The sequence below is a fragment of the Thermoanaerobacter thermocopriae JCM 7501 genome, assembly GCF_001310975.1.
GTDB classification, from domain to species: Bacteria; Bacillota; Thermoanaerobacteria; order Thermoanaerobacterales; family Thermoanaerobacteraceae; genus Thermoanaerobacter; species Thermoanaerobacter thermocopriae.
Map to the genome: position 1 here is coordinate 40,589 of NZ_BAZY01000005.1, position 26,590 is coordinate 67,178.

Sequence of the window (26,590 nt, forward strand, 5' to 3'; positions counted from 1 at the left end):
TAATGAAGTATAACGGCATATTGGTGGATAAGTCAGCCATGCTGAAGAAACAAGCGGAAGCCGCAGAAAAGATTGTCAGTATCAGAAAAGATATTGCCGGAATTATCGGCAATGTAGAGATTGGGGCAAATGCTTCAACTTCAGCATTTAAAAAATATCTTTTTGTGGATCTCGGTCTTCCGGTAATGAAAACGACCGCAAAACATCAGGAAGCTGCCGATGATGAAACCATGATCCTATTAAAAGAATGGTGTGAATCCAACAGGCCTGAACTTGATCGCTTATTTGATCTGGTGCAAGAGTACCGCAAATGGGGCAAACTCAAATCCACCTATATAGACGGTTATCTTCGATTTATTGATGAGGATACCGGCAGGATTCATCCGGACCTTATACCATTGGGGACAGAGACAGGCAGATTTGCGTCAAGAAACCCGAATATGCAGAATTGTCCGCAGAAAGACAATGACCCAATAGGCGTACGGAAATTTATCATTGCACCGGAAGGAAAGGCTATTTTATCCCTTGACTTTTCACAGATAGAACTGCGCGTCGGAGCGTTTTATTGCAGGGACAAACGTATGCTGGAAACCTATCGTACTGGCGGTGATATCCATGCTCAGACCACTTCTGTTATTTACCGCATTCCTTTTGAGGAGGCAGCAGACAAAAATGCTCCACATTATAAAGAGCGCAGGACCATTGCAAAGAACTGCAATTTCGGTGTGTTCTATGGCCTGTTTCCTACTGGCTTACAGAGAACACTTAAATTTAAAGCTGGGCTGAACCCAACTTTGTCCGAATGTGAGACCATCATTCAAAACTTGAAATCCGGATACCCCGATCTTGCCAAATGGCAGGATGAGGTTAAAAAGCGAGCTGCTGTAAGCTGCTATACAGAAACATGGCTGGGCAGGCGAAGATACCTGCTGGGAATTCGGTCATCAGATTGGGGCAAGAAGTCCTTTGCCGAGCGGTGCGCATTAAATACACCTATTCAAGGTACAGCGGCAGATATTCTAAAGCTTGCCTGTGGGCGCATCATCAGTGGACTTCCCGAAAGGCTCTGGCTGAAACCTATACTGCAGATACATGACGAGCTGGTTTTTGAATTACCGGAAGACAAGGCGGACGAAGCAGTTGTTTTTATAAAAGAGTGTATGGAAACACAACCCTTCCCTGAATTTGATGTACCTATTGTGGCAGAGGCTTCGGTAGGGAGAAATTTTGGAGAAATGAAAGAAATGGAGGATTGATGTTATGAATAATTTACAGGTTTTTAAGAATACAGAATTTGGCGAACTTAAAGTACTCGTTATTGATGGAAAGGAATACTTCCCTGCAACAGATTGTGCAAGGATGCTGGGATACAGTAACCCACACAAGGCAGTAATAGATCATTGTAAGTACCTAACAAAACGTGAGGTACCTCATCCGCAAAATCCTGAAAAAACCATAAACATAAATTATATTCCTGAAGGTGATTTGTTCAGACTGATAGTTAAATCCCAACTTCCTGCAGCCGAACGCTTTGAGAGATGGGTCTTTGATGAAGTGCTGCCTACGATAAGAAAACATGGAGTCTATGCTACGGATAAAGTTATCGAAGAGATGATTTCCAATCCAGAGTATGGTATCAGGATTTTCTCCGAACTAAAGGCAGAACGCGACAGACGGAAAGCTTTGGAAATAGAAAATGCAAAGAATAAACAGATTATCAGCGAGTTAAAGCCCAAGGCGAGCTATTATGATCTCATATTGCAAAATAAAAGCCTTGTGCCGATCAGCAAGATTGCCAAGGATTACGGAATGTCTGGCCGCGCTTTCAATAAGCTGCTTCATGAGCTTGGAGTACAGTACAAAATGGGAAACTGCTGGCTTTTATATCAGGAGTACGCCGATCAAGGATACACGCAGTCCAAGACCCACGTTATTGATGCAGAAAGAAGCGTAATGCACACATATTGGACACAAAAAGGAAGGCTATTTATCTATGACCTTCTTAAAAACAAGAAAGGTATATTGCCTGTAATCGAACGTGAACAAAAAAGCGCATAGGCAGGGGGTAATACCATGAGTATCAGCAAGTTTAACGCGGAAGGATATTACGACCCCACACCTTATGAAGCACTGCTTAGGATTGAGCGAGAGGCCAGGAAAGCGCCTTACAGACCGATGGTATTTATCTGCAGTCCATATGCTGGTGATATAGAACGTAATATCCGTAAGGCTCAGGGGTACTGCCGCTTTGCAGTGAGCAGGAATTGCATACCTATTGCTCCGCACCTCTTGTTTCCGCAGTTTATGGACGACGATGATGAACAAATGCGAAATCTGGGATTGTTCTTTGGCATGGTATTGATGTCAAAGTGCTCAGAAGTGTGGGTATTTGGCAGAAAAATTACTAAAGGGATGTCCATTGAGATTGAAAAGGCAAAGCAGCGCAGCATTCCGATCCGGTATTTTAATGAACGATGCGAGGAGGTGCGGTGTAAATGAGCATCTCATTCCCTAAAGAATTGGCAAACCGGAAGCAATGGATCTGCTGGCGTCTGGAACCAAACACAAAGGACGGAAGAGACAGTAAAATCCCTTATAATCCCTTAACTGGTAGAAAAGCCTCAAGCACTAACCCAAACGACTGGTCGACGCTTGACGATGCGATTGCGGCAAAAGAACAATACCTCTATACCGGATTGGGTTTTGTATTCGCAAAAAGCGGAGGTTTAGTGGGGATAGACATAGATCACTGCCGCGACAAAAACACTGGGGAATTAAGCGATACCGCTAAGGATATCCTTGAGCGGTTTCCGTCCTATACGGAAATCAGCCCTTCAGGAACTGGGCTTCATATTTTCTATAAAGGGGAGATGCCTGCCAAGGGCAATAAAAACACTAAAACCGGCGTTGAAATGTATGCCCACAGCAGATACTTCACAATGACTGGCGAACGACTGCCAGGGACTCCTGATTACATTGCTGAAGATAACGGGCACTGGCCTGGATACATGAGAATTATATCAAAAGTAAAAAGCGGAGAGGAAAAAGCAAGAAAGACAGTAAGGTGGTTAAGCTAGAGCCGCTTACAGACGAAGAAATTCTGGAGAAAGCCCGGACAGCCGAAAACCATAAGGAATTTAATCTGCTATGGGAAGGAAAATGGCAGGAAGCAGGGTATCCGAGCCAGTCCGAAGCCGACCTTGCCCTTTGCTGTATGCTAGCTTTCTGGTCAGGCAAAAACAAAGAGCAGATGGACAGGCTGTTTAGAAATTCCGGGTTATTCCGGGAAAAGTGGGATACGTACATCATGCAAGTGGAGCAACATATGGCAGGAGACACTGGATAAGGCCATTGAAGTTACAGAGAACGTATACAGCCGCGAAAGCGAGTCAGTTATCTTTGAACATGAGGCAGGTATTACCGCACCAGAGGCGAAAGTGTGTATCCTATAACAAATTTTATCATTCAACCGGTGGAGATGATTGTATCGGAAGATGAAACGCAGATGACTGCTGATCTTATTACAATTCGTGATGAAATATACCGCCAGACATTTATGACTACCGACTTCAATAACATCCAAAAATTTAAAAATATCTTGAACCGCCGGACAATATCCTTAGGCTATTTTGGCTCAGAAGGAGATTTGGAACTGCTGAAAGGTTATATATCTGAAATGGAGTGGGTAAGGAAAACAGGGGTCAAGGCTCTTGGGATTTATGAGCATGGCGGGCGGATGGTATATGTTTCAACGGATGGTGCCATTGAAGCAGGAGGCAACATTGTTGAAGATATCGTGCAGCTTGATAAGTATAAAAGCATAACAACCGATATCCTAACCTTTGAGCCATTGACAAAGAAACAGCTTATTATGCTTGGTGAATGGCTCCTCAGCTATAACGAACCCATAAAAACGGTATCAGTAATGGCCTGGGTGGCCGGGTGCTTTATCAAACCGCATCTAAAAAATCAGGTATCAAGTTTCCTCATTTATTGCTTGTCGGAGAACAAGGCAGCGGAAAAAGTAATACATTGGAGCGGGTTATTCTGCCGGTATTTTCGTGCAGTAAAATCCGCGCGGCTACACAGGTTACTGCATTTACACTGATGAAGGAATCTGCATCATCGAATCTGATACCACAGTTGATGGATGAGTTCAAGCCTTCAAAGATAGATAAGTTAAGGCTAAATGCCTTATACAACCATCTTCGAGATGCATATGACGGCCATGAAGGTGTCCGCGGTAGGGCGGATCAAAGTGCTGTTACTTATGAACTGTTGGCGCCTATTATTGTAGCTGGTGAGGAATCGCCGGATGAAGCGGCCATCAGAGAACGGAGCATAGAATTGCTATTCAGCAAGAAGGACTTAAAACCAGCCAGCCATAGACAAGCATTTTATAAGCTGTGTGCAAAAGCGGATCTGCTTGGCAGCTTCGGTCGGAGCCTGCTGGATATAGCACTCAGAGTATCGGTTGCTGAGGCAGAGAAGTGGTATGAGGAAGCAAAGTCAGAGATATCTGATGAGTTTCCATCTCGTATCGTCAATAATCTCGCCTGTTGCTATGCCGGATTGAGCCTAGTAAACAAACTGTGTGAATTCCTTAATGTTACATGGTCTGAAGTGTTTCCCATTAACAAAGGGGCGTGTATTCGATATCTTCAAAACGGTGTGCAGGAATACTTGCTGGATGGCGGCAGCAACAACAAGACTATTGTAGAACAGACGCTGGAAATCATGGCCCGGATGAAACTGGCTCCGAATCAAGACTACACTTTTGATAAAGGAGGCAATGTTATCGGGATTCGTTTCTGTGATGTATATGACCGCTATACCAAGTACAGACGCGATTATGCAATCACAGGTGAATGTCTTCCGTATAACCAGTTTCTGAAGCAATTGAGGCAAAGTGACTTTTTTCTGGAGAGCAATAAAACGATGCGTTTCGGGAACGAAACTAAGAAAGCGTGGGCTCTTGATTTTTCGATATTGAAAGAGCGATGCGATGTGAGCGGCTTTGAGATCACAGATATTGAGCCTCTTTAACCTCAAAAAAGGTAACAAGGTAACAAAAAGGTAACACCCGAAACGCTGATGAATAGCCACTTGTTACCTATGTTACCTTTGTTACCTCAACTTTATATATACGCGCGAGAGATGAAATTATTTTTTGAAAAATAAAAATAAAAAAATATAAATATTTGTGTCTATACCTACCCCAAAAAAGAGGTAACAAGGTAACAAAATCCTCAAATGCGCTTGTAAAGCGGGTTTGAGAAGTTGCCTTTTTAGAAATACCGGGGTAACAAGAGGGGAAAAGGTAACATTTTTGGAGGATAAGCGGTTATGTCCGAAAAGAGTATTGTGACTAAAGTACTGCGGTACTTAAAGACAGTACCGGGATGCTTTTGCTGGAAGGAACATGGTGGTATGTACGGGACAGCGGGGATACCAGACATTATTGCCTGTGTAAATGGGCGGTTTATAGCTTTTGAAGTAAAAACCCCATCGGGAAAGACAACAAAACTGCAGGAAGCAACTATAAGGAAAATCCTCAATGCCGGAGGTGTGGCAGCGGTTGTCCATTCGGTAGATGAGGTGAAGGCTATTTTGGAAAAGCATGGCCTTCTATAAAGAACGAAGACATAACGAACAAGGAAACAAAGCACTGCAAAGCAACGCAAAAAAGCACACTGCTTCAAAGATCAAGGTTTTTATCTTGATTTTTGGAGGTGCGATATGCTGATTGCATGGCAGTATTTAGATAAAAAAGCGGCTGCTGTTGAAGCTTTGAAAGATTACAGCAGCATGCAGTACATTATCGAACACAGTGATGAGGATATATATGAAATTGAAACCCGTATGACAAGCCCTCATAGTGCAAAGATTACCGGAGTTCCGGGCAAACACAATCCCAAAAGCGGCGAAGAACGCCTTGCTGCTTGCCTTGACGAGATTGATGTGTTGAAAGAACGTTATAGACGGGCATTGGAATATATGGAATGGTTCAAGCCTGCTTGGGACGCCTTGCCGGAGGAAGAACAGTTTATACTGACAGAATTTTTTGTTAATGATGTGAGCAAGACAGAAGCTGTAGCAAACATCGGAGAGAAGCTGTTTCTTGAAAGAGCACAGGTGTACCGTAGGAAGGACAAGGCACTTAATCATCTGGCACTGCTTTTATACGGGAAGTAGTAATGAGATTTTTATGAGATGTAAAACACAGGTATCCAATATATAATGATATCGTGAAAAAATGACATTAAAACGCATAAGCCTTCGGGGCTTTTTCTTATGACATAAAACGGGAGTGAAGAAAGATGTACGATAATTGTTTTGGCGGTAACGGAAGGAATGGCTGCAATATCCTGACTGTACACAAGTGCTTGCAAGATAAATGTTCCTTCTATAAAAGCACCCAGGAGTTAGAGGAAGATAGAAAAAAGGCTTATCTTTTGCTTGCAGCTTTATCACCCGATATGCAGCGGTATATTTCGGATAAATATTATAATGGCAGGATGCATGGGCAAATGTAAGCGTCAAATAGCCCCCACCTTTGATTTAGCAGGGGCATAATATATATTATTTATTGGGCACTTTGCAATGACCCGGAAGATTTGCTGACCATGGCAACAAGGTGTCTAATGCATGTTGATCCTTGATATTTATATTCGGTAGACGTTCAAAGAGATAAGTAAGATATTCAAACGGGTTCAACCCATTCTCTTTTGCCGTCTCCACAATACTGTAAATTGTTGCGCTGGCATTGGCTCCTTTAGGCGTGTTGCTAAACAGCCAATTCTTCCTCCCGATTACAAAAGGCTTTATCGACCGTTCACTTCGGTTGTTATCAATCTCTAGCCTGCCGTCCAGCATAAAGGCTCCAGCTTGTCCCACTGGTTCCGGCAGTATTGGATTGCTTTTCCTAATGAACTTTTGGGAGTTACTCTTGGACTCCAGTATTTGAGCCATTCCTTGAATTTATCAAGCACTGGCCGGCTGTGTTTCAATCGGCCCTCATATCTTTCTTCCGGTGTAACATCATGAAGCATTTTTTCTATCTCAAACAAGTTATTGCAAAATGCCAAACCTTCTTCTGTTACTGTGGGCTTGTCATCTTTTTTTGGAGGCATGGCTTTTAAGGCGTCGACAAAATAACGCCTTGCATGTGCCCAGCAACCAACCTGGATGATTCCGGGCATGCCACTATAACCATCATACCCATCCGTATGAAGGTAACCTTTGAATCCTTCAAGAAATTTTTTAGGATGTTTGCCAGCCTGGTAGTTTGGTAGTCATAAAGAATAATCGGAGGCCCTTCCCGGCCGGTCCGGTATAGCCACATGTAGGAGGTTGAATCTGCGGCTCGCCCGGGTTCCTTGAGTACTTGGAGGGTAGTATCATCGGAATGGAGGATGTCCCTTTGCTGCAAGTGTTCCCGCATTCGTTCATATATCGGCCGCAGCCACCTGTCGGAGCTTTGTATCATCCAGTTCGCCATGGTTTGCCTGGATATTTCAATCCCCATCCTCTCCCAGTCCTGCTCTTGACGATAAAGAGGAAGCCCTTTTACAAATTTCTCCGTCATTACATGAGCTATGGCGGATGCCGAAGCCAGGCTTCCAGGAAGTGCCGGCTTTGGCATTGGGGCTGTTACTATCGGTGTAGATATTTCATTCTTCTCGCAATTACGGCAGCCATATACATACTGCACATGTTCCTTTACACGCACCTGAGCCGGAATAATTTCTATTTCCCGCCTTACTTCCTTGCTCATTTCATGCAGTTTGCCGCCACAGCAATCACAAACCTGCTCTTCTTCAGGCAAGCGATACTCTATGGTCTCTACAGGAATGTCTTTAAGCATTTCTTCTCTGTGCCCCTGCTTTTTACGACGTTTATATGTAATTTCCTCTAATGTTGGTTCGGGAACTGCAGGCTTGGCTTCTGATTCCGCCTCGTTGAAAAGATTTAGCTGTTCAGGGATTTCCGTCTTTTCACTTGAACGCCCAAAAAGCTTATGCTGATGCAGCCGGAATTGTTCTTCAAACCATTTGAGTTTTGCTTCAAGCTCGGCTTTTTCCTGCTTCAATATTTCAATTTCTGTTTGGAGTTTTTCTATTGTAACCGTTGATTTCACTGTGTTTTCCATAATTTTATTATATCATTTTTCTACGGTTTTTTCCAGGAAAATGATAAAAAATATAAATATTTTTGTCTTGAAAGTATTCATATTACTGCACTTACTGTCACTTTTTTGTGTGCCTGCTTCTGCTCCAAGGATAGTCCATCCAGCAGCCAACCCAGTTCACGGACACCAACCTTCATTGGAGTGCCGCAACTTTCTTTAGGCCATTGGAATTTGCCTTTTTCAAGCCTCCGGTAATATAGCCAGAAACCATTATGTTCCCATTGGAGGATTTTAAGCTTATCACGTTTTTTATTGCAGAACACAAATAGACAAGACGAGAAGGGGTCCAATGCGAAGCTTTGCTGGACGATGGCAGCCAGGCCATCGATAGACTTACGCATGTCGGTACTTCCACAGGCAAGGTAGACCTTGTCGGTGCCGGCTATGCTCAGCATAATTCCCTCAGCACCATTAGCACATCCAACAGATGCTTCTGGTCAAAGCCTGGTTTGACTTGAACTTCAGCTGGGCCAAATTTGATTTCGATTGATTGGCCTTTGCCTGTATGCTCTTTATGATCTACTTCTACCGGAATCCATTTGGGAGATTCTGATTGTATGATTCCGTTTTGTCTTTCTTTTCTCAACCAGTAGCTTAACTGACGAAGACTTATCCCCGCGGATTTGCAAAATGAAGTTTGCGTCTGTCCGCTGGATTTGTACTCTGCAATTATGGATGCCCATTTTTGATAAAGATCTGCTTTGGTCATAAAGTTATACCTCCAGTATATTTTCTGGAGAGATTATCTCATAAGCCTGTTTGCATTTAAATGTGGGTATTATTTACCGCTTACGGGCAAATAGCAAATGTGTTGTTCAATATTCCAGATGAGATTTTTATGAGATGAAATTCATTATAAATCCAAATATAATGGTATTGTGAAAAATTATAGATAATCCTTCATGGGATGAACCTGTGAGGGCTTTTTTATACGCGTAAAGGAGGTGGCCAGATGCCAAGAAAACCAAAAAGGCCTTGCTCCTTTCCTGGCTGTCCTGAACTGACGGACGGAAGGTACTGTGACATGCATCAAAGGCAAATGGATGCTTATTACAACAAATACGAACGAGATCCCCAAACAAGAAAACGCTATGGCCGGAGATGGAAACGCATCAGGGACAGATATATCTCAGAGCATCCGCTTTGCGAGGAGTGCCAAAAGTACGGAAGGCTTACACCAGCCGAAGAGGTACATCATATTATCCCTTTATCCAAAGGCGGAACCAATGCAGACAATAACCTTATGAGCCTGTGCAAACAATGTCACTCATCGCTCACTGCTCGCGAAGGAGAACGATGGGCAAGACGGTAGGGGGGTCAAAATCTCTGGCGGAGTAGTTTTGTGCAACGGGCGGGGGGTCACGCGCGAAAAATCGCAGTTTCAAACGGGGTATATCCCCTGTTTATTTTTACATGAATCGAGGTGATGTGTATGGCAAAGGACGGTACCAACCGCGGCGGGGCACGTATCGGTGCAGGACAGAAGAAAAAGCCTCTGGCGGATAAGATTTTGGAAGGAAACCCCGGCAGACGAAAGCTCATGGTAATGGAGTTTACGGATGCTGCGGAACTGGAAGGAGAGAGCATGCCGCCACCAAGGGATTATCTTGCTGCAAAGCAGAAGAACGGAAAAACAACACTGGCGGTGGAAATATACGAAAAAACATGGCAGTGGCTTAAGGAACGCAGGTGTGTTCACCTTATCCCTGCGCAGCTTATAGAGCAATATGCCAGAGTGTGGCGCGGTGGATCCAGTGCGAGGAATGTATCACTGAATTTGGCTTTCTTGCTAAGCATCCGACAACTGGCAATGCCATCCCGTCACCTTATGTGGCTATGAGTCAAAGCTTTATGAAACAGGCCAATAACCTGTGGTATCAAATTTATCAAGTCGTGCGGGAAAACTGTGCTACCGAATACAAGGGGGCTACTCCTCACGATGATGTTATGGAAAAACTACTGACAGCCAGGAGGGGTGGCTGATGCATAAAACAAATTCAATCTTTCTTAGGGAACTAAGAAAATATAAAGACCATTTAACGAAGCAGCAGTTTAAGACTCTGCGGGGACAAGTAATAAACGGAGATTGTAAGGGCGCAAAAAAGGGTCTTAAGAAAATATTGAACAGGAGAACGCAGAATGAACATACAAAAAATATCTGTTGAAAAACTTAATCCAGCAGCATACAACCCGCGCAAGGATTTAAAACCTGGCGATAAGGAATATGAAAAGCTAAAACGGTCAATAGAGGAATTTGGCTATGTGGAGCCTGTTATCTGGAACCAAAAGACGGGCAATGTGGTAGGCGGGCATCAACGCTTAAAGGTTTTGCTGGACTTGGGACAGACTGAGATAGACTGCGTTGTAGTGGATCTTGACCCGCAGAGAGAAAAAGCGCTTAATCTTGCTCTTAATAAGATTCAGGGAGAGTGGGACGAGAATAAACTGGCCGAGCTGATGGCTGAGTTGGACGCAGGTGCTTTTGATGTTTCGCTTACAGGGTTTGACGCTTCTGAAATAGACGAACTGCTTAACCGATGGTACTCCAAAGAGGCGATACAAGACAGCTTTGACATAGATAAAGCGCATGAGGAAATTGTGCAGCGCGAACCTGTAACGAAGCGGGGCGACATCTGGCTTCTCGGGAATCATCGCTTGATGTGCGGCGACTCTACTAAGGATGAGGATTTTGAGAAGTTGATGGAAGGGTGTCACGCACAGATGGCAGTGACTTCCCCTCCATATGGGGTAGGCAAAGAATATGAAAAAGCCGGGATTGAGCCATGGTTCGAGACAGTACGCCCAGTGATTAGAAACCTGTGCAGGTATGCAGATATTGTCTGCTGGAACTTAGGTGATCTCTATGCCACCGGCTCTCAGTTTATTGAACCCACCAGTGTTTACAGTGTGAATATGTTTTTGGACAATGGTTACCGCCCTATCTGGATCCGCATTTGGAAGAAACAAGGGCAAAATTTCGGTGTAGGACCTTATCATCTTGTTTCAAACAAGCCGGTTCAGCAGTATGAGTATATTTCAGCCTTCAGCAATAAAGGAGAAGTTGAGGAATATAACGATCAGGAATATGTATGGCTTTCAGCCTTTGCGGGACACAGTTATAAATTTGTGAAACGGCTTACAAAGGAAGAACGCAAGAAATGGGGCTATGCTGGGATATGGGAGATGACCACTGTCCGGGCAAACAAGGAGCATCCTGCAATGTTTCCTGTGGAGCTTCCATGGCGGTGCATCAAAATGCACAGCGACAAAGGCGGTATTGTGCTTGAGCCGTTTTCAGGCAGCGGCACCACTATAATTGCGGCTGAACAGACCGAGCGTAAATGCTACGCAATGGAGTTATCTCCTGTTTACTGTGATTTAGCTGTTAAGCGCTGGGAGGAATTCACCGGTGAAAAAGCCATCAAACTGGAGGGTTAAGATTTATGGATATACTGAAAATACCAACAGAAAAACTAAAACCATCTAAATATAATCCGCGGAAAGATTTAAAGCCTGGTGACCCCGAATATGAAAAATTACGTCGGTCTATTGAAGAGTTTGGATATGTAGAGCCGGTCATATGGAATAAACGCACCGGGAATATTGTCGGCGGACATCAGCGTTATAAAGTACTTACAGCTTTGGGGTATAAGGAGATCGACTGTGTTGTAGTTGATCTGGATGAACAGCGGGAAAAGGCGCTCAATGTCGCGCTGAATAAAATCAGTGGTGAGTTTGATATTCCGCTTTTGACCGATCTGCTTATGGATTTAAATGAAGATGGTTTTGACGTTTCTCTTACCGGGTTTGATGCTGCGGAAATTGATGAGTTGTTCCGTGATAAAACAGCCGCTAATGTCAAAGAGGATAATTTCGATACAGAAAAGGCAATTGCAGAGATTAAACTCCGGTTACCAAAAAGGGCGACATATGGTACTTGGCAACCACCGTCTGATGTGCGGTGATAGCACCATGCTTTCAGATGTGCAAAAGCTGATGAACGGACAAAAGGCGAGATTTGTTTTCACCGACCCACCATGGAATGTTGATTACGGTTCAGATACCAGGCATCCAAGCTGGAAGCCAAGACAAATTCTAAATGACAATATGAGCACCGAAGAATTCGGCGCTTTTTTATTGCGCGCTTTTAAATGCATGAAAGAGGTTTCTGAAGCCGGATGCATGACCTATGTGGTAATGAGTGCTCAGGAATGGGGCAGTTTGATGAACGTCATGCGAGAGGCAGGGTATCACTGGTCGAGCACAATTATATGGAAAAAAGACAGCTTGGTACTATCAAGAAAGGACTATCATACCCAGTACGAGCCGATCTGGTACGGTTGGCTTGAAGGAACACGCCTTTGCCCGCTTAAAGACCGTAAACAGTCAGATGTTTGGGAGATACCCCGTCCTAAAGTATCGGAGGAGCACCCTACCATGAAGCCGGTATCGCTTGTAGCAAAGGCAATGCTCAATAGTTCCCATATTGGAGATTTAACTCTTGACCTGTTCGGTGGTTCTGGTACGACAATGATTGCGGCACAGCAGACCGGGCGGGTTTGTTTTATGATGGAGCTTGACTCGAAATACTGCGATGTGATTGTAAAGCGCTATGTTTCACAATTTGGAGCAGATTTAGTATTCCTGCTGTCAGGTGGCGAAAAAATTCCTTACGCTGAAACACAGATTGCTTAAAAATGTCCTTGCTTTCCCCTCAAAACAGAGCGTTAATGTACCCCACCAAAAAGGAAAGGTGGGATTTTTTATGGGAATCAGAAATGGTTTAGCTTATTTGAGGGAGGTGAACGGCATGAGCAATAATAGCTTTCGTTTTTCACAGAAGGTTGTCGGTCAGGAGAGGAAAGCCATTGCCACAGTCATTGCTGAAGCTCTTGAAGGCGGGGTGCGCTATGCCGGAGCGCCGGGTTTTGCGTATGAGGTAAACGACGGGAGCACTGCTGGCAGCTGGACGGTAGACAGGGACAGTGTGGTTCACTCGCCGAAAATCAGTCTTGATGAAATCAAAAGCATCCGTCCCGTTATTGACGCGCTGAATATGGCGGGCTTATCTGCAGAGGGAACCATGACAATTACTCTTTCTTTGGAGGGCTTTGGCGAGACAAGCCTTGAAAACCTTAGAAATATGCTGGCCAGCAAAGAGACGTTGATTAAGAAAGCACTGTCGCTTGACCGGGAACTTGAAGTATTCGCTGAAAATGATGAGATTGCTTTCCCTTTTTGGAACGCGACTTTAAATGCTGATGAAGTGCAGACCTATATAACGCTGGCAAAGCAGATGGCAGAACAGGCAAAAGCTCAGAAGCATGTGCTGCGCATTGAAAAACCGGCAGATAATGAAAAATATGCTTTTCGCTGTTTCCTGCTTAGGTTGGGATTTATAGGAGATGATTTCAAAACCGAACGCAAGGTGCTGCTTTCAAGGCTGTCAGGCAACGGGGCGTACCGGAAAGGCAGAGCAAAGGCGGTGGATGAGAATGAATGATTTTTATAGCACCGCCTTCTTTGTCAAGCATCCGTTTAGGATTGAGGATCTAAAGGTGCCGCATCGGTATGAGACGAGGAAACGATTCGCAGTTGTGAAGACCATTGAGCTTTCAAAGATTGACTATGACAACTTCGTTGCCGACCTATGCGTTGACCGCACATTTATTGAGGAAAACAAAGGGCTTTGCAGAATTGACGAGGATGGAGTATGGCTTTGCTTGCTGGTTAAGCAGCGGGGACGGTCTGATGGAGTGTTGGTAATGCCGGATGGTAGAGATTATCCAAAGTATGCCGCATATTATCCTGGAGAGGAGGACGAGCTATGAGTGCAAGAGGCTTTCCTTCAAAAGAAACAGTCCTTCGCCTTAAAGAGCAGTATCCGCCGGGAACACGCGTTGAGCTTATCTACATGGATGATCCGTATTCTAAGCTGAAACCGGGAGACCAAGAACAGTCTCTTATGTGGATGATATCGGAACTGTTCATATTGACTGGGACTGCGGTTCTTCTTTGGGTGTAGCTTATGGTGTAGATATGATCAGAAAGCTGTAAATGTACACAAATTAAGATGCGGAAAATCGTCCAAAATCCAGCGGAAACTCATGCAGAATTGCCTTGCTATCCTGTGTTTTCAATGGCCTAATGTACACTGCCAAAGGGCAAAAAACACAGAGAAAGCGAGGAGAAAGCGCAATGCTTACAACGAGATTTGGAATCGAGGTAGAATTGACGGGGATTACAAGAAAACAGGCGGCAAAAACTGCAGCAGCTTTTCTTGGAGGAAGGATTGAATCCAGCGGAGATTATTACGATACCCAAAAGGTTATTGCACCGGATGGACGGATATGGAAATTCATGAGCGACGGGAGCATCCGGACTCAGAAAAAGGAAAGCGGCCGGATTGCAGCGGCAGGCCGGGAATACAGTGTCGAGCTGGTAAGTCCGATACTGACATACCGCGAGGACATTGAAACCCTGCAGGAATTGATAAGGAGGCTCCGCAAGGCGGGAGGTTTTGCAAACACAAGCTGCGGAATCCATATCCATATAGACGGGGCAAACCACACGCCGCGAAGCATCCGTAATTTTATCAACATTATCGCCAGCAAGAACGACCTTTTCTATAAGGCACTGCAGATTGAGCCGGATAGGATGCGGTTTTGCAAGAAGATGGATGAGACTCTGGTTGAAAAGATGAACAGGCGTAAGCCCAAAACCATGGCTGCGATTGAGAGCATCTGGTACGAGGGTTACAGCGAAAGCCGAAGCACCCATTATCACAATAGCAGGTACCATTTTCTCAACCTGCACAGCTTTTTTAACGGCAATGGAACAATTGAGCTTCGAGGCTTTAACAGCGAACTTCATGCGGGAAAAATTAGAAGCTACATAGTGCTTGCCCTTGCGTTAAACCATCAGGCATTAACCCAAAAATGCGCTTCCAGCAAGAAGCCACAGGTTGAAAATGAGAAGTTTGCCATGCGGACATATCTCAACCGCATTGGACTTATTGGTGATGAGTTCAAAAACTGCCGGGAGCATCTTTGCAAACACCTTGATGGTAACGCAGCATGGCGGTTTCGGGCAGCATAGATAGACAAGCGCAGGGGTGGATCTCCGCCTCTGCCTTGGTAAATACAAGGAGGATGATACGATGAGCAAAGAAAAAGGAACCATATATTTAGCATACGGAAGCAATCTGAACTTAAGGCAGATGGCATACCGCTGCCCAACGGCAAAAGTGCTGGGGAGTGCAAAACTCACAGGATACCGGCTGTTATTCAGAGGAGGGAATGGCGGCGCAGTAGCGACAATAGAAAAACAAAAAGGTGAAAGAGTACCAGTACTGCTTTGGAGAATCATGCCTAATGATGAGAAGGCGCTGGACAGATATGAAGGTTATCCGCATCTATACCGGAAAGAAACGGTTAAGGTACGTTTCAAAGGGCAGTGGGTACCCGCAATGGTGTATATCATGAATGAAGGTAGACCTTTGGGAGCACCGGGTCGTTACTATTACGAGGTGATTCGGCAGGGCTATATAGATGCGGGTTTTGATATTTCATTTCTCAATAAAGCGGTAAGAGATTCAATTTCAGCGGCAGAGAAGTCAGAGGTGTAGGACATGGGTAACGAGAATCTGATAACTGATAAGATTTATCGGCAGATTATGGCCATGCGGGACAGCGGTGCCTGTAATATGTTTGACTTGCCAAGAGTACAGGAAGAGGCATATAAAATGGGGTTTTATGAATTAGTAGTATTTCTTAATGAACACAAGAAAGAATATGCCGAGTTTATCCTGACAGGCAAACGATAACGTTTATAACGTAACAAGTTTCATAGAAATCCACTAAGGAGAGGAACTTCATCCATGAGGTTCCTTTTTTCTTGCTCAATTTTAGGAAAGGAGGCGGCAAAGCTGCGGAAGTTAAAACGATATAAACCAACCAAGTTTATGGCGGAAGGTTCTCGATATGACAAGGAAGCGGCGGATGCCGCTGTTACTTTTATAAACTGCCTGAAGCATACCAAGGGTGAATGGTATGGAATGCCTTTTGAATTAATTGACTGGCAGGAACAGATTGTCCGGGATATATTCGGAATCTTGAAACCTAACGGATACAGGCAGTTTAACACTGCCTATATAGAAATTCCAAAAAAGCAGGGTAAGAGCGAACTTGCAGCGGCAATTGCTTTATATCTTACCTGTGGTGATTTCGAGCATGGTGGCGAGGTTTATGGATGTGCGTCTGATCGTCAGCAGGCATCCATTGTTTTCGATGTTGCAGTAGATATGGTGGAACAGTGTCCGGCATTAAAATCTCGAATTAAACCAATGCTGTCACAGAAGCGGCTGGTTTATAAACCGTTAGGCAGTTTTTATCAGGTGCTTTCAGCGGAGGCATATACGAAACATGGGCTAAACGTCCATGGTGTGGTATTTGACGAACTTCATGCTCAGCCAAACAGGGATCTTTATGATGTAATGCTTCACGGATCTGGCGATGCAAGAAAACAACCGCTGTTTTTCCTGATCACAACTGCTGGCACAGACCGCAATTCCATCTGCTGGGAAGTACATCAAAAGGCTGAGGATATTCTTCAAGGGCGTAAGATAGATCCGACTTTCTACCCTGTTATCTACAGCGCAGCCGATACCGATGACTGGACAAGTGAAAAGGTATGGAGAAAGGTTAACCCGTCACTGGGCATTACAGTCGACATCGAAAAATTGAGGGTGGCTTGTGAAAATGCCAAGCAAAATCCTGCAGAGGAAAATTTATTCCGTCAGCTCCGCTTAAATCAGTGGGTGAAACAATCGGTGCGCTGGATGCCAATGGATAAATGGATAAGTGTGCGTTTCCTGTTGATGCAGAAAAATTGCGCGGCAGAACCTGTTACGGAGGACTTGACCTGTCATCTACTACCGATATTACCGCCTTTGTGCTGGTGTTTCCACCGCTTGATGAATCTGATAAATATCAGATTCTACCTTTTTTCTGGATACCGGAGGAGAATATTGATCAGCGTGTGCGGAGAGATCATGTGCCTTATGATGTCTGGGAGAGGCAAGGCTTTTTATATACCACTGAGGGTAACGTCGTGCATTATGGCTTTATCGAAACCTTTATTGAGGAAATCGGAATGAAATATAACATTAAGGAAATAGCCTTTGACCGCTGGGGCGCAATTCAGATGACGCAAAACCTCGAGGCTTTGGGGTTTACGGTTGTTCCATTCGGTCAGGGTTTCAAGGATATGTCGCCGCCTACAAAAGAGTTGATGAAGTTGACATTGGAAGAACGCATCGCCCATGGTGGTAATCCAGTACTGCGGTGGATGATGGACAATATCTATGTCAAAACCGATCCCGCCGGAAACATTAAGCCGGATAAAGAAAAATCCACCGAGAGAATAGATGGTGCGGTAGCGTTAATTATGGCGCTTGACCGCGCGTTAAGGCATGACGGGGATGAACGCAACGGATCAATTTATGATGAAAGGGGGCTGTTGATCATATGAGTGTATTTTCCCGTTTGTTCAAAGCAAGGGATAAGCCGAAAAACAGTCTGTTCGGTAATGCATATAGCTTTTTCTTCGGCGGCACATCCAGCGGAAAAGCTGTCAATGAGCGGACTGCAATGCAGACAACGGCAGTGTATGCCTGTGTAAGGATACTTGCAGAAGCCATCGCCGGGCTTCCGCTTCATGTGTACCGCTATAAAGAAGACGGTGGCAAAGAAAAAGCGTTGACCCACCCGCTCTATTATTTACTCCATGACGAACCAAACCCTGAGATGACTTCATTCGTGTTCCGAGAAACACTGATGAGTCATCTTCTTTTATGGGGAAATGCTTACGCTCAAATTATTAGGGACGGTTCCGGACGAGTGCTGGCGCTTTATCCACTTTTGCCAAACAAAATGACGGTAGACAGGGCTCCAAATGGAGAACTGTTTTACACTTATCGGCGCGACAGCGATGAGAGCAGGGTTAATCCAAAAGCAGGCCTTATTTACCTACGAAGTGAGGAGGTTCTTCACATCCCGGGACTCGGTTTTGACGGACTGATCGGATACTCCCCTATTGCTATGGCCAAGAACGCCATAGGCATGGCTATTGCCTGTGAGGAGTATGGTGCATCCTTTTTTGCCAACGGAGCAAATCCGGGTGGCGTTCTGGAACATCCCGGTGTACTAAAGGATCCGGCAAAGGTGCGGGAAAGCTGGAACGCTGTTTATCAAGGAAGTGCCAATGCTCATCGCATTGCAGTTCTGGAAGAGGGAATGAAGTTTCAACCAATCGGCATTCCACCCGAACAGGCACAGTTTTTAGAGACAAGAAAGTTTCAGATAAATGAAATTGCTCGGATATTCCGAGTACCTCCCCATATGGTTGGAGATCTTGAAAAGTCAAGCTTTTCAAACATCGAACAGCAATCTCTGGAATTTGTTAAATACACGCTTGACCCGTGGGTGGTGCGTTGGGAACAGGCTCTCCAAAAAGCGCTGCTTTTACCATCAGAGAAGCGGGCATACTTTGTCAAATTCAATGTAGATGGCCTTCTGCGCGGTGATTATGCAAGCCGCATGAATGGTTATGCTGTAGCTCGCCAGAACGGCTGGATGTCTGCTAACGATATCCGCGAGCTTGAGGACATGAACCGGATTCCGGCGGAGTTGGGCGGAGATCTGTATCTTGTTAACGGTAACATGACCAGGCTTGCCGATGCAGGTGCCTTTGCAGGCAAAAACAATGCTGAAACGGAGGGATCAAAAGTTGAACAAATCGCAAAAACAAAACCGGTTCGCCGCTTCTGGAACTGGATACAAAACGATGATGGCAGCCGGACATTATATATTGACGGCCCAATAGCTGAAGAAAGCTGGCTGGGAGACGAAGTAACTCCCAAGCAGTTCAAATCAGAGCTGTTGTCCGGAGAGGGTGATATAACGATCTGGATCAACAGCCCTGGCGGAGATATATTTGCAGCTAATCAAATTTACAACATGCTTATGGATTACAAAGGCAAAGTGACGGTAAAGATTGACGGTATTGCAGCCAGCGCCGCTTCGGTCATAGCTATGGCCGGAGGTGACGTCTTTATGTCACCAGTCAGCATGATGATGATTCACAACCCTATGACAATAGCCATCGGTGATACAGAAGAAATGGAGAAAGCTATCGCAATGCTGGAAGAAATAAAGGAATCCATCATCAACGCTTATGAGCTGAAAACCGGGCTTTCCAGGGCAAAAATATCGCACCTAATGGATGCAGAAAGCTGGTTTAACGCAAGAAAAGCGGTGGAACTTGGCTTTGCCGATGGAATCTTGTTTATGGAGGATGAATCATTCCCATCCGAATTTGAAGTATCAGGAGGAATGATCTTCAGCAGGCAGGCAGTAACAAATTCCATCCTGCAAAAGCTTAAACCAAAAGAGAAACCAAAAGGAACACCAATTGAGTCGCTTGAAAAGCGGCTTTTTCTACTTTTACCCCACTAAATCTGCGATTTAGCGGGGACCCCAAATAAAACCGTAAGGAGGATTTGATTATGAGCAAAATACTGGAACTGCGTGAAAAACGCGCTAAAGTATGGGAAGCTGCTAAAGCTTTCCTCGACAGCAAACGCGGGAACGACGGACTGCTTTCACCGGAGGATACCGCGACTTATGAAAAAATGGAAGCCGACGTTATTGCGCTGGGCAAAGAAATAGAGCGTCTTGAACGTCAGGCTGCCATAGATTTGGAACTGTCAAAACCGTTGAATATTCCTATTACAGACAAACCCACTTCCATATCTGGCAACAATGAAAAAACCGGACGTGCCAGCGATGAGTATAGGCAGTCTTTCTGGAACATGATGCGCGGCAGGCGCAAATATGACGTACACAACGCGCTGCAGATTGGAGAGGACACCGAAGGTGGATATCTTGTTCCCGACGACTTTGAGCGTACTCTTGTGGAAGCACTGGAGGAGGAGAATATCTTTAGGCAGATTGCCAATGTTATTACCACGTCCAGCGGTGACAAGAAAATTCCTGTGGTGGCAAGCAAGTACTGCATCCTGGGTGGATGAGGAAGGCCAGATTCCCGAAAGCGATGACTCCTTTGCACAGGTATCCATCGGCGCATATAAGCTGGCTACTATGATCAAGGTGTCAGAGGAATTGTTAAACGATAGTGTATTCAACCTTGAGCAGTATATAGCCAAAGAATTCGCCCGCCGAATCGGAGCAAAAGAGGAGGAAGCATTTTTTATCGGTGACGGATCTGGCAAGCCAACCGGTATCTTGGCAGATAACGGCGGTGGCGAGATAGGAGTAACTGCGGCGAGTGCAACAGCCATTACCCTTGACGAGATCATGGACTTGTTCTACAGCCTAAAGTCTCCGTACCGCAGGAACGCTGTATTCATTATGAATGATTCGACAATTAAAGCTATAAGGAAGCTCAAAGACAACAACGGTCAGTATCTCTGGCAGCCTTCTGTAACTGCTGGAACACCGGATACTATCCTCAATCGTCCAGTTAAAACTTCTGCATTTATGCCAGCCATTGCCGCCGGAGCAAAAACGATTGTATTCGGCGATTTTTCTTATTACTGGGTGGCAGACCGTCAAGGCAGGGTTTTTAAGCGGCTTAATGAGTTGTATGCTGCGACCGGACAAGTTGGATTCATGGCAACCCAGCGTGTAGATGGCAAGCTGGTACTGGCTGAAGCAGTCAAGATACTGCAGCAGAAATCAACTTAATGAAAACGGAGGTGCTGCGGCATGGAACTTTTGGAGAAGGTTAAAGCAAACCTCATATTGCAGCACAGCGAAGATGACGCACTTTTACAAGAGTATATCAAAGCCGCAGTGGCCTATGCGGAAAGTTACCAGAAAAAGCCGGAAGGATATTATACCGAAAACCCCATGCCGCCTACTACTGAGCAGGCTGTCATTATGCTGTCGAGTCATTTTTATGAAAGCAGGGATGGTTCGACGGCTGGCTTTTTTGGGGATAGTGTGCAGGCTGGACAGCAGGTATGGAATACAGTTAATCTATTGCTGCGGCTCGACCGGGATTGGAAGGTGTAAATATGGGCCTTGGGAAAATGAAAACTTTCGTGGACATTATCTCAGTCAAGCCGGTTAAGGATAGTGAGGGTTTTACTGAAAAAGGTGATGTCATTCTTGCTTCGGTAAGGGCATACAAGGAAGATAGGCATGGCAGTGAAAAATGGGCAAACAGGGCGGCGTTTTCGCAGGCGTCTGCCCTGTTCCGCTTCCGTAGGATACCTAACCTGGAAGTTACCACAGATCTTGTACTCGTTTGCAGCGATGGCAGGTACAACATTATAAGTGTTGAGGATGTAAAAGGACGTGGAATGTATATTGAGGTGCTTGCGGAAAAGGTGAAATCAAGCAAAGCATAAAAGGAGGGGCTGCAACGTGGCTAAGGTGGAAGTTAAAATGCCGGAACAGTTCTTGCTCAAGTTATCCAGACTTGGAGAAAGAACAGACGAAATCATACCTAAGGTGCTGGAAGCAGGCGGGGAAGTGGTTCTTTCAAAAGTAAAGTCCAATCTTCAGTCAGTTATCGGGAGCGGCACTAAATATCCGTCCAGAGCAACCGGTGAATTGGTAAATGCTTTGGGACTTTCTCCTGCCAAACAGGACAGGGATGGAAACCACAACATAAAAATCGGCTTTACTGAACCAAGGAAGGATGGGGAAAGCAATGCGAAGATTGCTAATATTATTGAGTATGGCAAGTCCGGGCAGCTCCAAGGCCCTTTTTGAAACCGGCAAAATCAGCTACAAGGAAGTCCTGCATCGAAGTAATGAAGTCAAGACTGGAACAGGAGCTGGGTCGTATATGAGCATATTGTCAGAATTAAACTCGTTATTGGATGGTTTGGGTATCCCCATTGAAACCGGGGTATTTAGCGGTGTACCGCCAGATGAGTACCTTGTCATTACTCCGATGACAGATACATTTGAAGTTTTTGCAGACAACCAGCCTCAGGTAGAAACCCAGGAGGTAAGGTTGTCTTTATTTATAAAGGGAAACTACACTGCCCGTAAAAACGAAATAGTGAACACATTGCTTCAAGCAGGCTTTACCATTACCGACAGGCGGTATATAGGCCATGAGGACGATACCGGCTATCACCACTATGCCATTGATGTGGCAAAAGAATATGAAGTAAAGGAGGAATGAAAAACATGGCCACAATCGGACTGGACAGGTTATATTATGCCAAAATAACTGAGAATGAAAACGGAGAAGAGACATACGCCACGCCTGTTCCGCTGGCTAAGGCTATTACGGCAGAACTTTCTGTGGAGCTGGCAGAGGCGACACTTTATGCCGATGACGGGGCGGCAGAAGTGGTCAAGGAATTTCAAAGCGGCACACTGACTCTTGGTGTTGCAGATATCGGAGTAGACGCTGCTGAGGTTTTGACGGGAGCCACTCTTGATGACAATAAGGTGCTGATTTCCACCAGCGAGGATGGAGGCGCGCCTGTGGCAATTGGCTTTAGAGCCAAGAAAGCTAACGGCAAGTACAGGTATTTTTGGCTTTACAGGGTGAAATTCGGCATCCCGGCAACAAATCTGCAAACGAAAGGTGATAGCATTACCTTTTCGACACCCACCATTGAAGGGACAGTCATGAGACGTAACAAACCAGATGGCCAGGGAAAGCACCCTTGGAAGGCAGAGGTCAGCGAAGACGATCCCGGTGTATCGCCTGAAACTATTACCGGCTGGTATACGGAAGTTTATGAGCCGGTATTTGCTGTGGGAGGAGGCAGCGAATAATGCAGGATAATGACAGAAGCGCAATTATCAAAATCGGCGATGAAGAATATCAGCTTATTCTAACCACTAAAGCGACAAAGGAGATTGCAAAAAGGTACGGCGGTCTTGAAAACCTCGGCACGAAACTGATGAAAACCGAGAACTTCGAGATGGCTCTTGACGAAGTGGTATGGCTGATTACACTGCTGGCTAACCAGAGCATTTTGATACACAACCTTAAAAATCAGGATAAGCGTGAACTCCTGACTGAAGAGACAGTGGAACTTCTCACATCTCCTTTGGAACTGGCAGCATATAAAGACGCTATCATGGAAGCAATGTTCAAGGGTACCAAAAGAAATGTTGAAAGTGAGGATGACTTAAAAAACACACCGGCCGAGTGAGCGATGAGGAATTGTTCACTCGGCTTTTATATTACGGCACTGTCCAGCTCAACCGTTCAGAGGATGAAGTATGGCTAATGCCTATTGGGTACCTGCTTGATTTATGGGAGTGCCATAAGCAGTTTTTAGGGCTGGCGAAACCAAAGCGTATGCTTACCATTGATGATGTGATACCTTACGGAATTTAAAAATTTTGCAGGAAAGGAGGCGGTTATGTGGCAGACAATTTTGGCCTGAAGATCGGGATTGAAGGCGAAAAGGAATTTAAAAACGCCATTCGTGAGATCAATCAAAGTTTTAAGGTACTGGGTAGCGAAATGAACCTGGTCGTATCTCAGTTCGACAAGCAGGATAAGTCAGTTGAAGCTGTTACTGCAAGAAACAAGGTGCTTAACAAAGAGATCGAATTGCAGAAAGAAAAAATAGCTACTTTGGAGAAAGCCCTTGCCAATGCCGCCTCATCTTTCGGAGAAACCGACAGACGTACTCAGTCGTGGCAAATACAGCTTAATAATGCAAAAGCCGAACTGAACAAAATGGAGCGCGAGCTCGAACAGTCTGCTGAAAGTGCAGACGAACTTGGGGACGAATTGAAGGAAAGTGGAGACAATGCCGAAAAATCCAGCTCGAAATTTGAGAAGCTGGGCAGCGTTCTTAAAGGTGTTGGCGCGGCTATGGGTGCTGCAGCGACCGCAGCGGGCGCGGCTGCCATCAAGCTGGGAAAAGAGGTCGTGGAGCAGTTTGGTGAGCTTGAGCAGAACCTTGGCGGTTCTGAAGCTGTGTTTGGCGAATATGCTGCACGTATCCAAAAAACGGGAGAAGAAGCTACAAGAATCTGGGCTTGTCCCAATCCGAGTACCTTGCCACCGCCAACAAAATGGGCGCACTGTTTCAGGGTGCTGGTGTCGATCAGCAAAAAAGTCTGGAACTTACCGAGAAGGCCATGCAACGGGCGGCAGATATGGCTTCGGTTATGGGCATTGACATGCAGACTGCCATGGAATCCATCGCTGGCGCAGCCAAGGGTAACTTCACCATGATGGATAATCTGGGTGTCGCCATGAACGCCACTACCATCGAAGCTTATGCTCTTGCAAAAGGGCTGGATTTTGCCTGGAATAGCGCAACCAATGCCGAAAAGGCCGAGATCGCCATGCAGATGTTTTTTGAAAAAACCGAACAGTATGCTGGAAACTTCGCAAGAGAGTCTACCCAGACCATCAGCGGTTCCATTGGTCTTTTACAAGCCTCTCTAAGTTCGTTTATAGCAGGACTTGGCAATGCGAACGCTGATATGACGAACCTAACACAAAATCTTGTGGATGCCTTTCAGGCTGTAGTTAAAAATATTGTACCGGTTTTGGAAAATATAGTGGCTGCTCTGCCGGAGGCAACCGGTGCGATTATCTCAGCAGTCAAAGATCTGCTTCCCGTGCTGTTGCAAACTGTAACTGAATTGTTCTCTCAGGTGCTTCAAACTCTCTTGAGCCTGCTGCCGGAGCTGATTCCAGCAGCAGTAGATGCGGTTATGACCATTGCCGGAGCACTCATTGATAACCTGCCTTTACTCATTGATGCAGCGGTGCAGCTAATCACAGCGTTGGTAATGGGGCTTGGAGAAGCATTACCGGAGCTAATTCCAGCAGCGGTTCAAGCAGTGATCACCATTGTGCAAGGGCTGCTGGATAATATGGACAAAATCCTTGAAGCTGCTTTTACATTGATTCAGGGACTGGCGCAGGGACTTTTAAATGCATTGCCAGAACTAATTGAAGCACTGCCGAGGATAATTACAACAATCATTGACTTTGTGACGAACAATATGCCGAAAATCATAGAATTGGGAATTACGCTTATCGTACAGCTTGCTGCCGGGCTTGTGAAAGCCATTCCAGAACTAGTAAAGTCTTTACCTCAGATTGTTGCGGCTATTATAGAAGGCTTGGGCAAGGCGGTTGTTTCAGTGGTTGAGATTGGTAAGAACATTGTAAAAGGCATCTGGGAAGGTATTAAAAGCCTTGGTAGCTGGATTAAGGATAAGGTTTCCGGTTTCTTTTCCGGTATTGTTGATGGAGTAAAGAATTTTCTTGGAATCAGATCTCCGTCCACTGTTTTTGAAGGTATTGGCGGCAATATGGCACTGGGTATTGGTGAGGGATTTGACAAGGCTATGGCCAGAGTGGCAGACGATATGCAAAATGCAGTGCCGACAGATTTTAATATATCTCCTGATATTAATGTAAGTGGAAGAGGTGGATTTAGCGGTTTAGCTTCTGGGCCGCTTGTTGTGGTGCAGCAGATGATTGTTCGTGGTGAAGAAGACATACGTAGGATTTCACAGGAGTTATATAACCTGATGCAGACAGGTTCAAGGGCGCAGGGACGTTTTATAACAGCGTAATGGAGGGAAGCATATGGGATTTATCTACAATGGAATATCGTCACAAAGTATGAAAATACGAGCAAGACTTACCAAATGGCAGGTTTCCCCTGCCCTGCGTAATTCCTTTGAAACTGTGCCGGGCAAAGCAGGTATTGCAGATTTTGGCTGCGATATATCAGAACGAAACATAATAATTAGCTGTAGTGTGCTTCCCCAGCGCAGTTTTGCTGAGCTTGTATCGGTTCTTGATAATGTTGCTGAATGGTTAAATCCGGAAAACGGGCTTAAACAACTTGTTCTAGATGATTTGCCCGACCGATATTTTATGGCTCGCTTATCAGAAGCGGTTGACTGTGAGCGGATATTGCGGACAGCGGGCAGCTTTGAACTTCGGTTTGTTTGTCCCGACCCGTATGTTTACGCGTTGGAAGATGAGATATTTGTTCTTTCTGAAACAGGTCTGCATGAGTTGGAGAGGGTTAAAGGAAATACGGATTCCAATCCGGTTTATCTCTTGAAAGGTTTGATATCAACGTCCTCATCAAGCTATATTTCGCTTATTACGAACGGCGAGGAATTGAGAATTGTTGGCTCATTATCTGAAGGTGAAACTCTGATTGTCGACTCCGGCATGGTAACAGCTAAGGTTATTGATGAAACAGGCCGAACCTTGAGAAATGGCCTTCCCAGCTTGCAGGATCTGAATTTTCCAATTCTCAGGAAAGGTGTTAATCATATTGAGATTGCCGCAGAAAACGCGACCTTTACTGAGTTAAAAATACAGGCAAAAAGCAGATGGAGGTGA

Annotated in this window: 35 protein-coding genes and 4 pseudogenes; 35 read left to right on the forward strand and 4 right to left on the reverse strand. The window is 45.2% G+C overall.

The window, feature by feature from the left end; all coding sequences use genetic code 11:
• The first annotated feature begins 2 nt into the window (after positions 1–2).
• From JCM7501_RS03240 to JCM7501_RS03280, 10 genes are all read left to right on the forward strand, one after another.
• Positions 3–1,256 (forward strand): bifunctional 3'-5' exonuclease/DNA polymerase, encoded by a 1,254-nt coding sequence (locus JCM7501_RS03240; RefSeq protein WP_256201074.1) that lies wholly within the window; start codon positions 3–5, stop codon positions 1,254–1,256.
• Positions 1,257–1,260: 4 nt separating this feature from the next.
• Complete coding sequence (locus JCM7501_RS03245; RefSeq protein WP_028992624.1) at positions 1,261–2,058, forward strand: phage antirepressor; 798 nt, start codon at positions 1,261–1,263, stop codon at positions 2,056–2,058.
• 15 nt (positions 2,059–2,073) lie between these two features.
• A complete protein-coding gene (locus JCM7501_RS03250) occupies positions 2,074–2,499 on the forward strand; it encodes a DUF7768 domain-containing protein (protein WP_028992625.1) in 426 nt (141 codons plus the stop codon).
• Positions 2,496–3,077 (forward strand): hypothetical protein, encoded by a 582-nt coding sequence (locus tag JCM7501_RS13895; protein WP_054644784.1) that lies wholly within the window; start codon positions 2,496–2,498, stop codon positions 3,075–3,077. Before JCM7501_RS03250 ends, JCM7501_RS13895 begins: the two co-directional genes overlap by 4 nt.
• Entirely contained in the window at positions 3,065–3,346 is a 282-nt protein-coding gene (locus JCM7501_RS13900; protein ID WP_054644785.1) for a phage NrS-1 polymerase family protein, read from the forward strand. Before JCM7501_RS13895 ends, JCM7501_RS13900 begins: the two co-directional genes overlap by 13 nt.
• A 93-nt stretch (positions 3,347–3,439) precedes the next feature.
• The gene (locus JCM7501_RS13905) at positions 3,440–4,108 is read left to right on the forward strand and encodes a hypothetical protein (RefSeq protein ID WP_256201075.1); all 669 of its coding nucleotides are present in this window, start codon (positions 3,440–3,442) and stop codon (positions 4,106–4,108) included.
• Positions 4,108–5,046 carry a hypothetical protein gene (locus JCM7501_RS13910; RefSeq protein WP_256201076.1) on the forward strand — a complete coding sequence of 313 codons (939 nt, stop codon included), beginning with the start codon at positions 4,108–4,110 and terminating at the stop codon, positions 5,044–5,046. Before JCM7501_RS13905 ends, JCM7501_RS13910 begins: the two co-directional genes overlap by 1 nt.
• Positions 5,047–5,346: 300 nt before the next feature.
• Positions 5,347–5,634, forward strand: a complete 288-nt coding sequence (locus JCM7501_RS03270; protein WP_028992627.1) for a VRR-NUC domain-containing protein — start codon at positions 5,347–5,349, stop codon at positions 5,632–5,634.
• Positions 5,635–5,739: 105 nt separating this feature from the next.
• On the forward strand, positions 5,740–6,195 hold the full coding sequence (locus JCM7501_RS03275; RefSeq protein WP_028992628.1) for a hypothetical protein: 456 nt from the start codon (positions 5,740–5,742) through the stop codon (positions 6,193–6,195).
• A gap of 125 nt (positions 6,196–6,320) precedes the next feature.
• Complete coding sequence (locus tag JCM7501_RS03280) at positions 6,321–6,536, forward strand: hypothetical protein (RefSeq protein WP_054644786.1); 216 nt, start codon at positions 6,321–6,323, stop codon at positions 6,534–6,536.
• A gap of 46 nt (positions 6,537–6,582) precedes the next feature.
• Here the strand turns inward: JCM7501_RS03280 and JCM7501_RS16105 are convergent, their stop codons facing one another.
• From JCM7501_RS16105 to tnpA, 4 genes and pseudogenes are all read right to left on the reverse strand, one after another.
• Positions 6,583–6,741, reverse strand: a complete 159-nt coding sequence (locus JCM7501_RS16105; RefSeq protein WP_409373523.1) for a transposase domain-containing protein — start codon at positions 6,739–6,741, stop codon at positions 6,583–6,585.
• 84 nt (positions 6,742–6,825) lie between these two features.
• Positions 6,826–8,152 (reverse strand): annotated as a pseudogene (tnpC, locus tag JCM7501_RS03285) (IS66 family transposase); the annotation flags it as partial.
• Positions 8,153–8,229: 77 nt separating this feature from the next.
• Positions 8,230–8,586, reverse strand: coding sequence for an IS66 family insertion sequence element accessory protein TnpB (gene tnpB / locus JCM7501_RS03290; protein WP_028992631.1), 357 nt, complete (start codon positions 8,584–8,586; stop codon positions 8,230–8,232).
• The gene (gene tnpA, locus JCM7501_RS03295) at positions 8,580–8,900 is read right to left on the reverse strand and encodes an IS66 family insertion sequence element accessory protein TnpA (RefSeq protein ID WP_028992632.1); all 321 of its coding nucleotides are present in this window, start codon (positions 8,898–8,900) and stop codon (positions 8,580–8,582) included. The genes tnpB and tnpA overlap by 7 nt, the downstream gene beginning before the upstream one ends.
• 330 nt (positions 8,901–9,230) lie before the next feature.
• Between tnpA and JCM7501_RS03300 the strand changes: the two genes are divergently transcribed.
• The 25 genes and pseudogenes from JCM7501_RS03300 to JCM7501_RS03410 all read left to right on the forward strand — a co-directional run bounded on the left by JCM7501_RS03300 (position 9,231) and on the right by JCM7501_RS03410 (position 26,590).
• Positions 9,231–9,503: an HNH endonuclease gene (locus JCM7501_RS03300; protein ID WP_256201094.1), complete on the forward strand. Its 273-nt coding sequence runs from the start codon at positions 9,231–9,233 to the stop codon at positions 9,501–9,503.
• A gap of 120 nt (positions 9,504–9,623) precedes the next feature.
• Positions 9,624–10,031 carry a hypothetical protein gene (locus JCM7501_RS03305; protein WP_457921083.1) on the forward strand — a complete coding sequence of 136 codons (408 nt, stop codon included), beginning with the start codon at positions 9,624–9,626 and terminating at the stop codon, positions 10,029–10,031.
• The gene (locus JCM7501_RS16420) at positions 9,929–10,174 is read left to right on the forward strand and encodes a hypothetical protein (RefSeq protein ID WP_457921079.1); all 246 of its coding nucleotides are present in this window, start codon (positions 9,929–9,931) and stop codon (positions 10,172–10,174) included. The genes JCM7501_RS03305 and JCM7501_RS16420 overlap by 103 nt, the downstream gene beginning before the upstream one ends.
• A 156-nt stretch (positions 10,175–10,330) precedes the next feature.
• The gene (locus JCM7501_RS03315) at positions 10,331–11,629 is read left to right on the forward strand and encodes a site-specific DNA-methyltransferase (protein ID WP_004400065.1); all 1,299 of its coding nucleotides are present in this window, start codon (positions 10,331–10,333) and stop codon (positions 11,627–11,629) included.
• Positions 11,630–11,634: 5 nt separating this feature from the next.
• Positions 11,635–12,886, forward strand: a pseudogene (locus JCM7501_RS03320) (site-specific DNA-methyltransferase).
• Positions 12,887–13,001: 115 nt separating this feature from the next.
• The gene (locus JCM7501_RS03325) at positions 13,002–13,694 is read left to right on the forward strand and encodes a hypothetical protein (RefSeq protein ID WP_004400069.1); all 693 of its coding nucleotides are present in this window, start codon (positions 13,002–13,004) and stop codon (positions 13,692–13,694) included.
• Positions 13,687–14,022 (forward strand): DUF6329 domain-containing protein, encoded by a 336-nt coding sequence (locus JCM7501_RS03330; protein WP_004400070.1) that lies wholly within the window; start codon positions 13,687–13,689, stop codon positions 14,020–14,022. Before JCM7501_RS03325 ends, JCM7501_RS03330 begins: the two co-directional genes overlap by 8 nt.
• Positions 14,019–14,248, forward strand: a pseudogene (locus tag JCM7501_RS03335) (DUF4314 domain-containing protein). Before JCM7501_RS03330 ends, JCM7501_RS03335 begins: the two are co-directional and overlap by 4 nt.
• 141 nt (positions 14,249–14,389) lie before the next feature.
• Positions 14,390–15,289, forward strand: coding sequence for an amidoligase family protein (locus JCM7501_RS03340; RefSeq protein WP_004400072.1), 900 nt, complete (start codon positions 14,390–14,392; stop codon positions 15,287–15,289).
• 61 nt (positions 15,290–15,350) lie between these two features.
• Complete coding sequence (locus JCM7501_RS03345) at positions 15,351–15,818, forward strand: gamma-glutamylcyclotransferase family protein (protein WP_004400073.1); 468 nt, start codon at positions 15,351–15,353, stop codon at positions 15,816–15,818.
• 3 nt (positions 15,819–15,821) lie between these two features.
• Positions 15,822–16,016 carry a DUF5049 domain-containing protein gene (locus tag JCM7501_RS03350; RefSeq protein ID WP_028992635.1) on the forward strand — a complete coding sequence of 65 codons (195 nt, stop codon included), beginning with the start codon at positions 15,822–15,824 and terminating at the stop codon, positions 16,014–16,016.
• 231 nt (positions 16,017–16,247) lie between these two features.
• Positions 16,248–16,730: pseudogene (locus tag JCM7501_RS16425) on the forward strand (terminase large subunit domain-containing protein); the annotation flags it as partial.
• Positions 16,731–17,044: 314 nt separating this feature from the next.
• Complete coding sequence (locus JCM7501_RS16430; protein WP_457921080.1) at positions 17,045–17,722, forward strand: terminase TerL endonuclease subunit; 678 nt, start codon at positions 17,045–17,047, stop codon at positions 17,720–17,722.
• Positions 17,719–19,707 (forward strand): phage portal protein, encoded by a 1,989-nt coding sequence (locus JCM7501_RS15770; protein ID WP_162199499.1) that lies wholly within the window; start codon positions 17,719–17,721, stop codon positions 19,705–19,707. The genes JCM7501_RS16430 and JCM7501_RS15770 overlap by 4 nt, the downstream gene beginning before the upstream one ends.
• Before the next feature lie 50 nt (positions 19,708–19,757).
• Entirely contained in the window at positions 19,758–20,282 is a 525-nt protein-coding gene (locus JCM7501_RS16435) for a phage major capsid protein (RefSeq protein WP_457921081.1), read from the forward strand.
• A complete protein-coding gene (locus tag JCM7501_RS16440; RefSeq protein WP_457921082.1) occupies positions 20,275–20,958 on the forward strand; it encodes a phage major capsid protein in 684 nt (227 codons plus the stop codon). Before JCM7501_RS16435 ends, JCM7501_RS16440 begins: the two co-directional genes overlap by 8 nt.
• Before the next feature lie 21 nt (positions 20,959–20,979).
• On the forward strand, positions 20,980–21,288 hold the full coding sequence (locus JCM7501_RS03370) for a head-tail connector protein (protein ID WP_028992639.1): 309 nt from the start codon (positions 20,980–20,982) through the stop codon (positions 21,286–21,288).
• 2 nt (positions 21,289–21,290) lie between these two features.
• Complete coding sequence (locus tag JCM7501_RS03375; protein ID WP_028992640.1) at positions 21,291–21,626, forward strand: head-tail adaptor protein; 336 nt, start codon at positions 21,291–21,293, stop codon at positions 21,624–21,626.
• A 16-nt stretch (positions 21,627–21,642) separates the two neighbouring features.
• The gene (locus tag JCM7501_RS03380; protein WP_256201078.1) at positions 21,643–21,993 is read left to right on the forward strand and encodes an HK97 gp10 family phage protein; all 351 of its coding nucleotides are present in this window, start codon (positions 21,643–21,645) and stop codon (positions 21,991–21,993) included.
• A 76-nt stretch (positions 21,994–22,069) separates the two neighbouring features.
• Positions 22,070–22,414, forward strand: coding sequence for a hypothetical protein (locus JCM7501_RS03385; protein WP_004400082.1), 345 nt, complete (start codon positions 22,070–22,072; stop codon positions 22,412–22,414).
• A 5-nt stretch (positions 22,415–22,419) separates the two neighbouring features.
• On the forward strand, positions 22,420–23,019 hold the full coding sequence (locus JCM7501_RS03390) for a major tail protein (RefSeq protein WP_003516029.1): 600 nt from the start codon (positions 22,420–22,422) through the stop codon (positions 23,017–23,019).
• Entirely contained in the window at positions 23,019–23,402 is a 384-nt protein-coding gene (locus JCM7501_RS03395; protein ID WP_003516030.1) for a hypothetical protein, read from the forward strand. Before JCM7501_RS03390 ends, JCM7501_RS03395 begins: the two co-directional genes overlap by 1 nt.
• Positions 23,403–23,617: 215 nt before the next feature.
• Complete coding sequence (locus tag JCM7501_RS16445) at positions 23,618–24,442, forward strand: hypothetical protein (protein ID WP_256201079.1); 825 nt, start codon at positions 23,618–23,620, stop codon at positions 24,440–24,442.
• The gene (locus JCM7501_RS03405; RefSeq protein WP_256201080.1) at positions 24,364–25,803 is read left to right on the forward strand and encodes a phage tail protein; all 1,440 of its coding nucleotides are present in this window, start codon (positions 24,364–24,366) and stop codon (positions 25,801–25,803) included. The genes JCM7501_RS16445 and JCM7501_RS03405 overlap by 79 nt, the downstream gene beginning before the upstream one ends.
• Positions 25,804–25,816: 13 nt before the next feature.
• Positions 25,817–26,590: a distal tail protein Dit gene (locus JCM7501_RS03410; RefSeq protein ID WP_028992642.1), complete on the forward strand. Its 774-nt coding sequence runs from the start codon at positions 25,817–25,819 to the stop codon at positions 26,588–26,590.

Coding starts and splice junctions, on each gene's coding strand:
- JCM7501_RS03275 (WP_028992628.1), top strand. CDS start 5,740: ATGCTGATTGCATGGCAGTATTTAGATAAAAAAGCGGCTGCTGTTGAA.
- JCM7501_RS03345 (WP_004400073.1), top strand. CDS start 15,351: ATGAGCAAAGAAAAAGGAACCATATATTTAGCATACGGAAGCAATCTG.
- JCM7501_RS03315 (WP_004400065.1), top strand. CDS start 10,331: ATGAACATACAAAAAATATCTGTTGAAAAACTTAATCCAGCAGCATAC.
- JCM7501_RS13895 (WP_054644784.1), top strand. CDS start 2,496: ATGAGCATCTCATTCCCTAAAGAATTGGCAAACCGGAAGCAATGGATC.
- JCM7501_RS03370 (WP_028992639.1), top strand. CDS start 20,980: ATGGAACTTTTGGAGAAGGTTAAAGCAAACCTCATATTGCAGCACAGC.
- JCM7501_RS03410 (WP_028992642.1), top strand. CDS start 25,817: ATGGGATTTATCTACAATGGAATATCGTCACAAAGTATGAAAATACGA.
- tnpB (WP_028992631.1), bottom strand. CDS start 8,586: ATGCTGAGCATAGCCGGCACCGACAAGGTCTACCTTGCCTGTGGAAGT.
- JCM7501_RS15770 (WP_162199499.1), top strand. CDS start 17,719: ATGAGTGTATTTTCCCGTTTGTTCAAAGCAAGGGATAAGCCGAAAAAC.
- JCM7501_RS03270 (WP_028992627.1), top strand. CDS start 5,347: ATGTCCGAAAAGAGTATTGTGACTAAAGTACTGCGGTACTTAAAGACA.
- JCM7501_RS03340 (WP_004400072.1), top strand. CDS start 14,390: ATGCTTACAACGAGATTTGGAATCGAGGTAGAATTGACGGGGATTACA.
- JCM7501_RS03405 (WP_256201080.1), top strand. CDS start 24,364: ATGGCTTCGGTTATGGGCATTGACATGCAGACTGCCATGGAATCCATC.
- JCM7501_RS03305 (WP_457921083.1), top strand. CDS start 9,624: ATGGCAAAGGACGGTACCAACCGCGGCGGGGCACGTATCGGTGCAGGA.
- JCM7501_RS16435 (WP_457921081.1), top strand. CDS start 19,758: ATGAGCAAAATACTGGAACTGCGTGAAAAACGCGCTAAAGTATGGGAA.
- JCM7501_RS13910 (WP_256201076.1), top strand. CDS start 4,108: ATGAAGGAATCTGCATCATCGAATCTGATACCACAGTTGATGGATGAG.
- JCM7501_RS16430 (WP_457921080.1), top strand. CDS start 17,045: ATGGATAAGTGTGCGTTTCCTGTTGATGCAGAAAAATTGCGCGGCAGA.
- JCM7501_RS03240 (WP_256201074.1), top strand. CDS start 3: ATGAAGTATAACGGCATATTGGTGGATAAGTCAGCCATGCTGAAGAAA.
- JCM7501_RS03395 (WP_003516030.1), top strand. CDS start 23,019: ATGCAGGATAATGACAGAAGCGCAATTATCAAAATCGGCGATGAAGAA.
- tnpA (WP_028992632.1), bottom strand. CDS start 8,900: ATGACCAAAGCAGATCTTTATCAAAAATGGGCATCCATAATTGCAGAG.
- JCM7501_RS03300 (WP_256201094.1), top strand. CDS start 9,231: ATGGATGCTTATTACAACAAATACGAACGAGATCCCCAAACAAGAAAA.
- JCM7501_RS03280 (WP_054644786.1), top strand. CDS start 6,321: ATGTACGATAATTGTTTTGGCGGTAACGGAAGGAATGGCTGCAATATC.
- JCM7501_RS03390 (WP_003516029.1), top strand. CDS start 22,420: ATGGCCACAATCGGACTGGACAGGTTATATTATGCCAAAATAACTGAG.
- JCM7501_RS03250 (WP_028992625.1), top strand. CDS start 2,074: ATGAGTATCAGCAAGTTTAACGCGGAAGGATATTACGACCCCACACCT.
- JCM7501_RS03350 (WP_028992635.1), top strand. CDS start 15,822: ATGGGTAACGAGAATCTGATAACTGATAAGATTTATCGGCAGATTATG.
- JCM7501_RS03245 (WP_028992624.1), top strand. CDS start 1,261: ATGAATAATTTACAGGTTTTTAAGAATACAGAATTTGGCGAACTTAAA.
- JCM7501_RS03325 (WP_004400069.1), top strand. CDS start 13,002: ATGAGCAATAATAGCTTTCGTTTTTCACAGAAGGTTGTCGGTCAGGAG.
- JCM7501_RS03385 (WP_004400082.1), top strand. CDS start 22,070: ATGAGCATATTGTCAGAATTAAACTCGTTATTGGATGGTTTGGGTATC.
- JCM7501_RS03330 (WP_004400070.1), top strand. CDS start 13,687: ATGAATGATTTTTATAGCACCGCCTTCTTTGTCAAGCATCCGTTTAGG.
- JCM7501_RS03375 (WP_028992640.1), top strand. CDS start 21,291: ATGGGCCTTGGGAAAATGAAAACTTTCGTGGACATTATCTCAGTCAAG.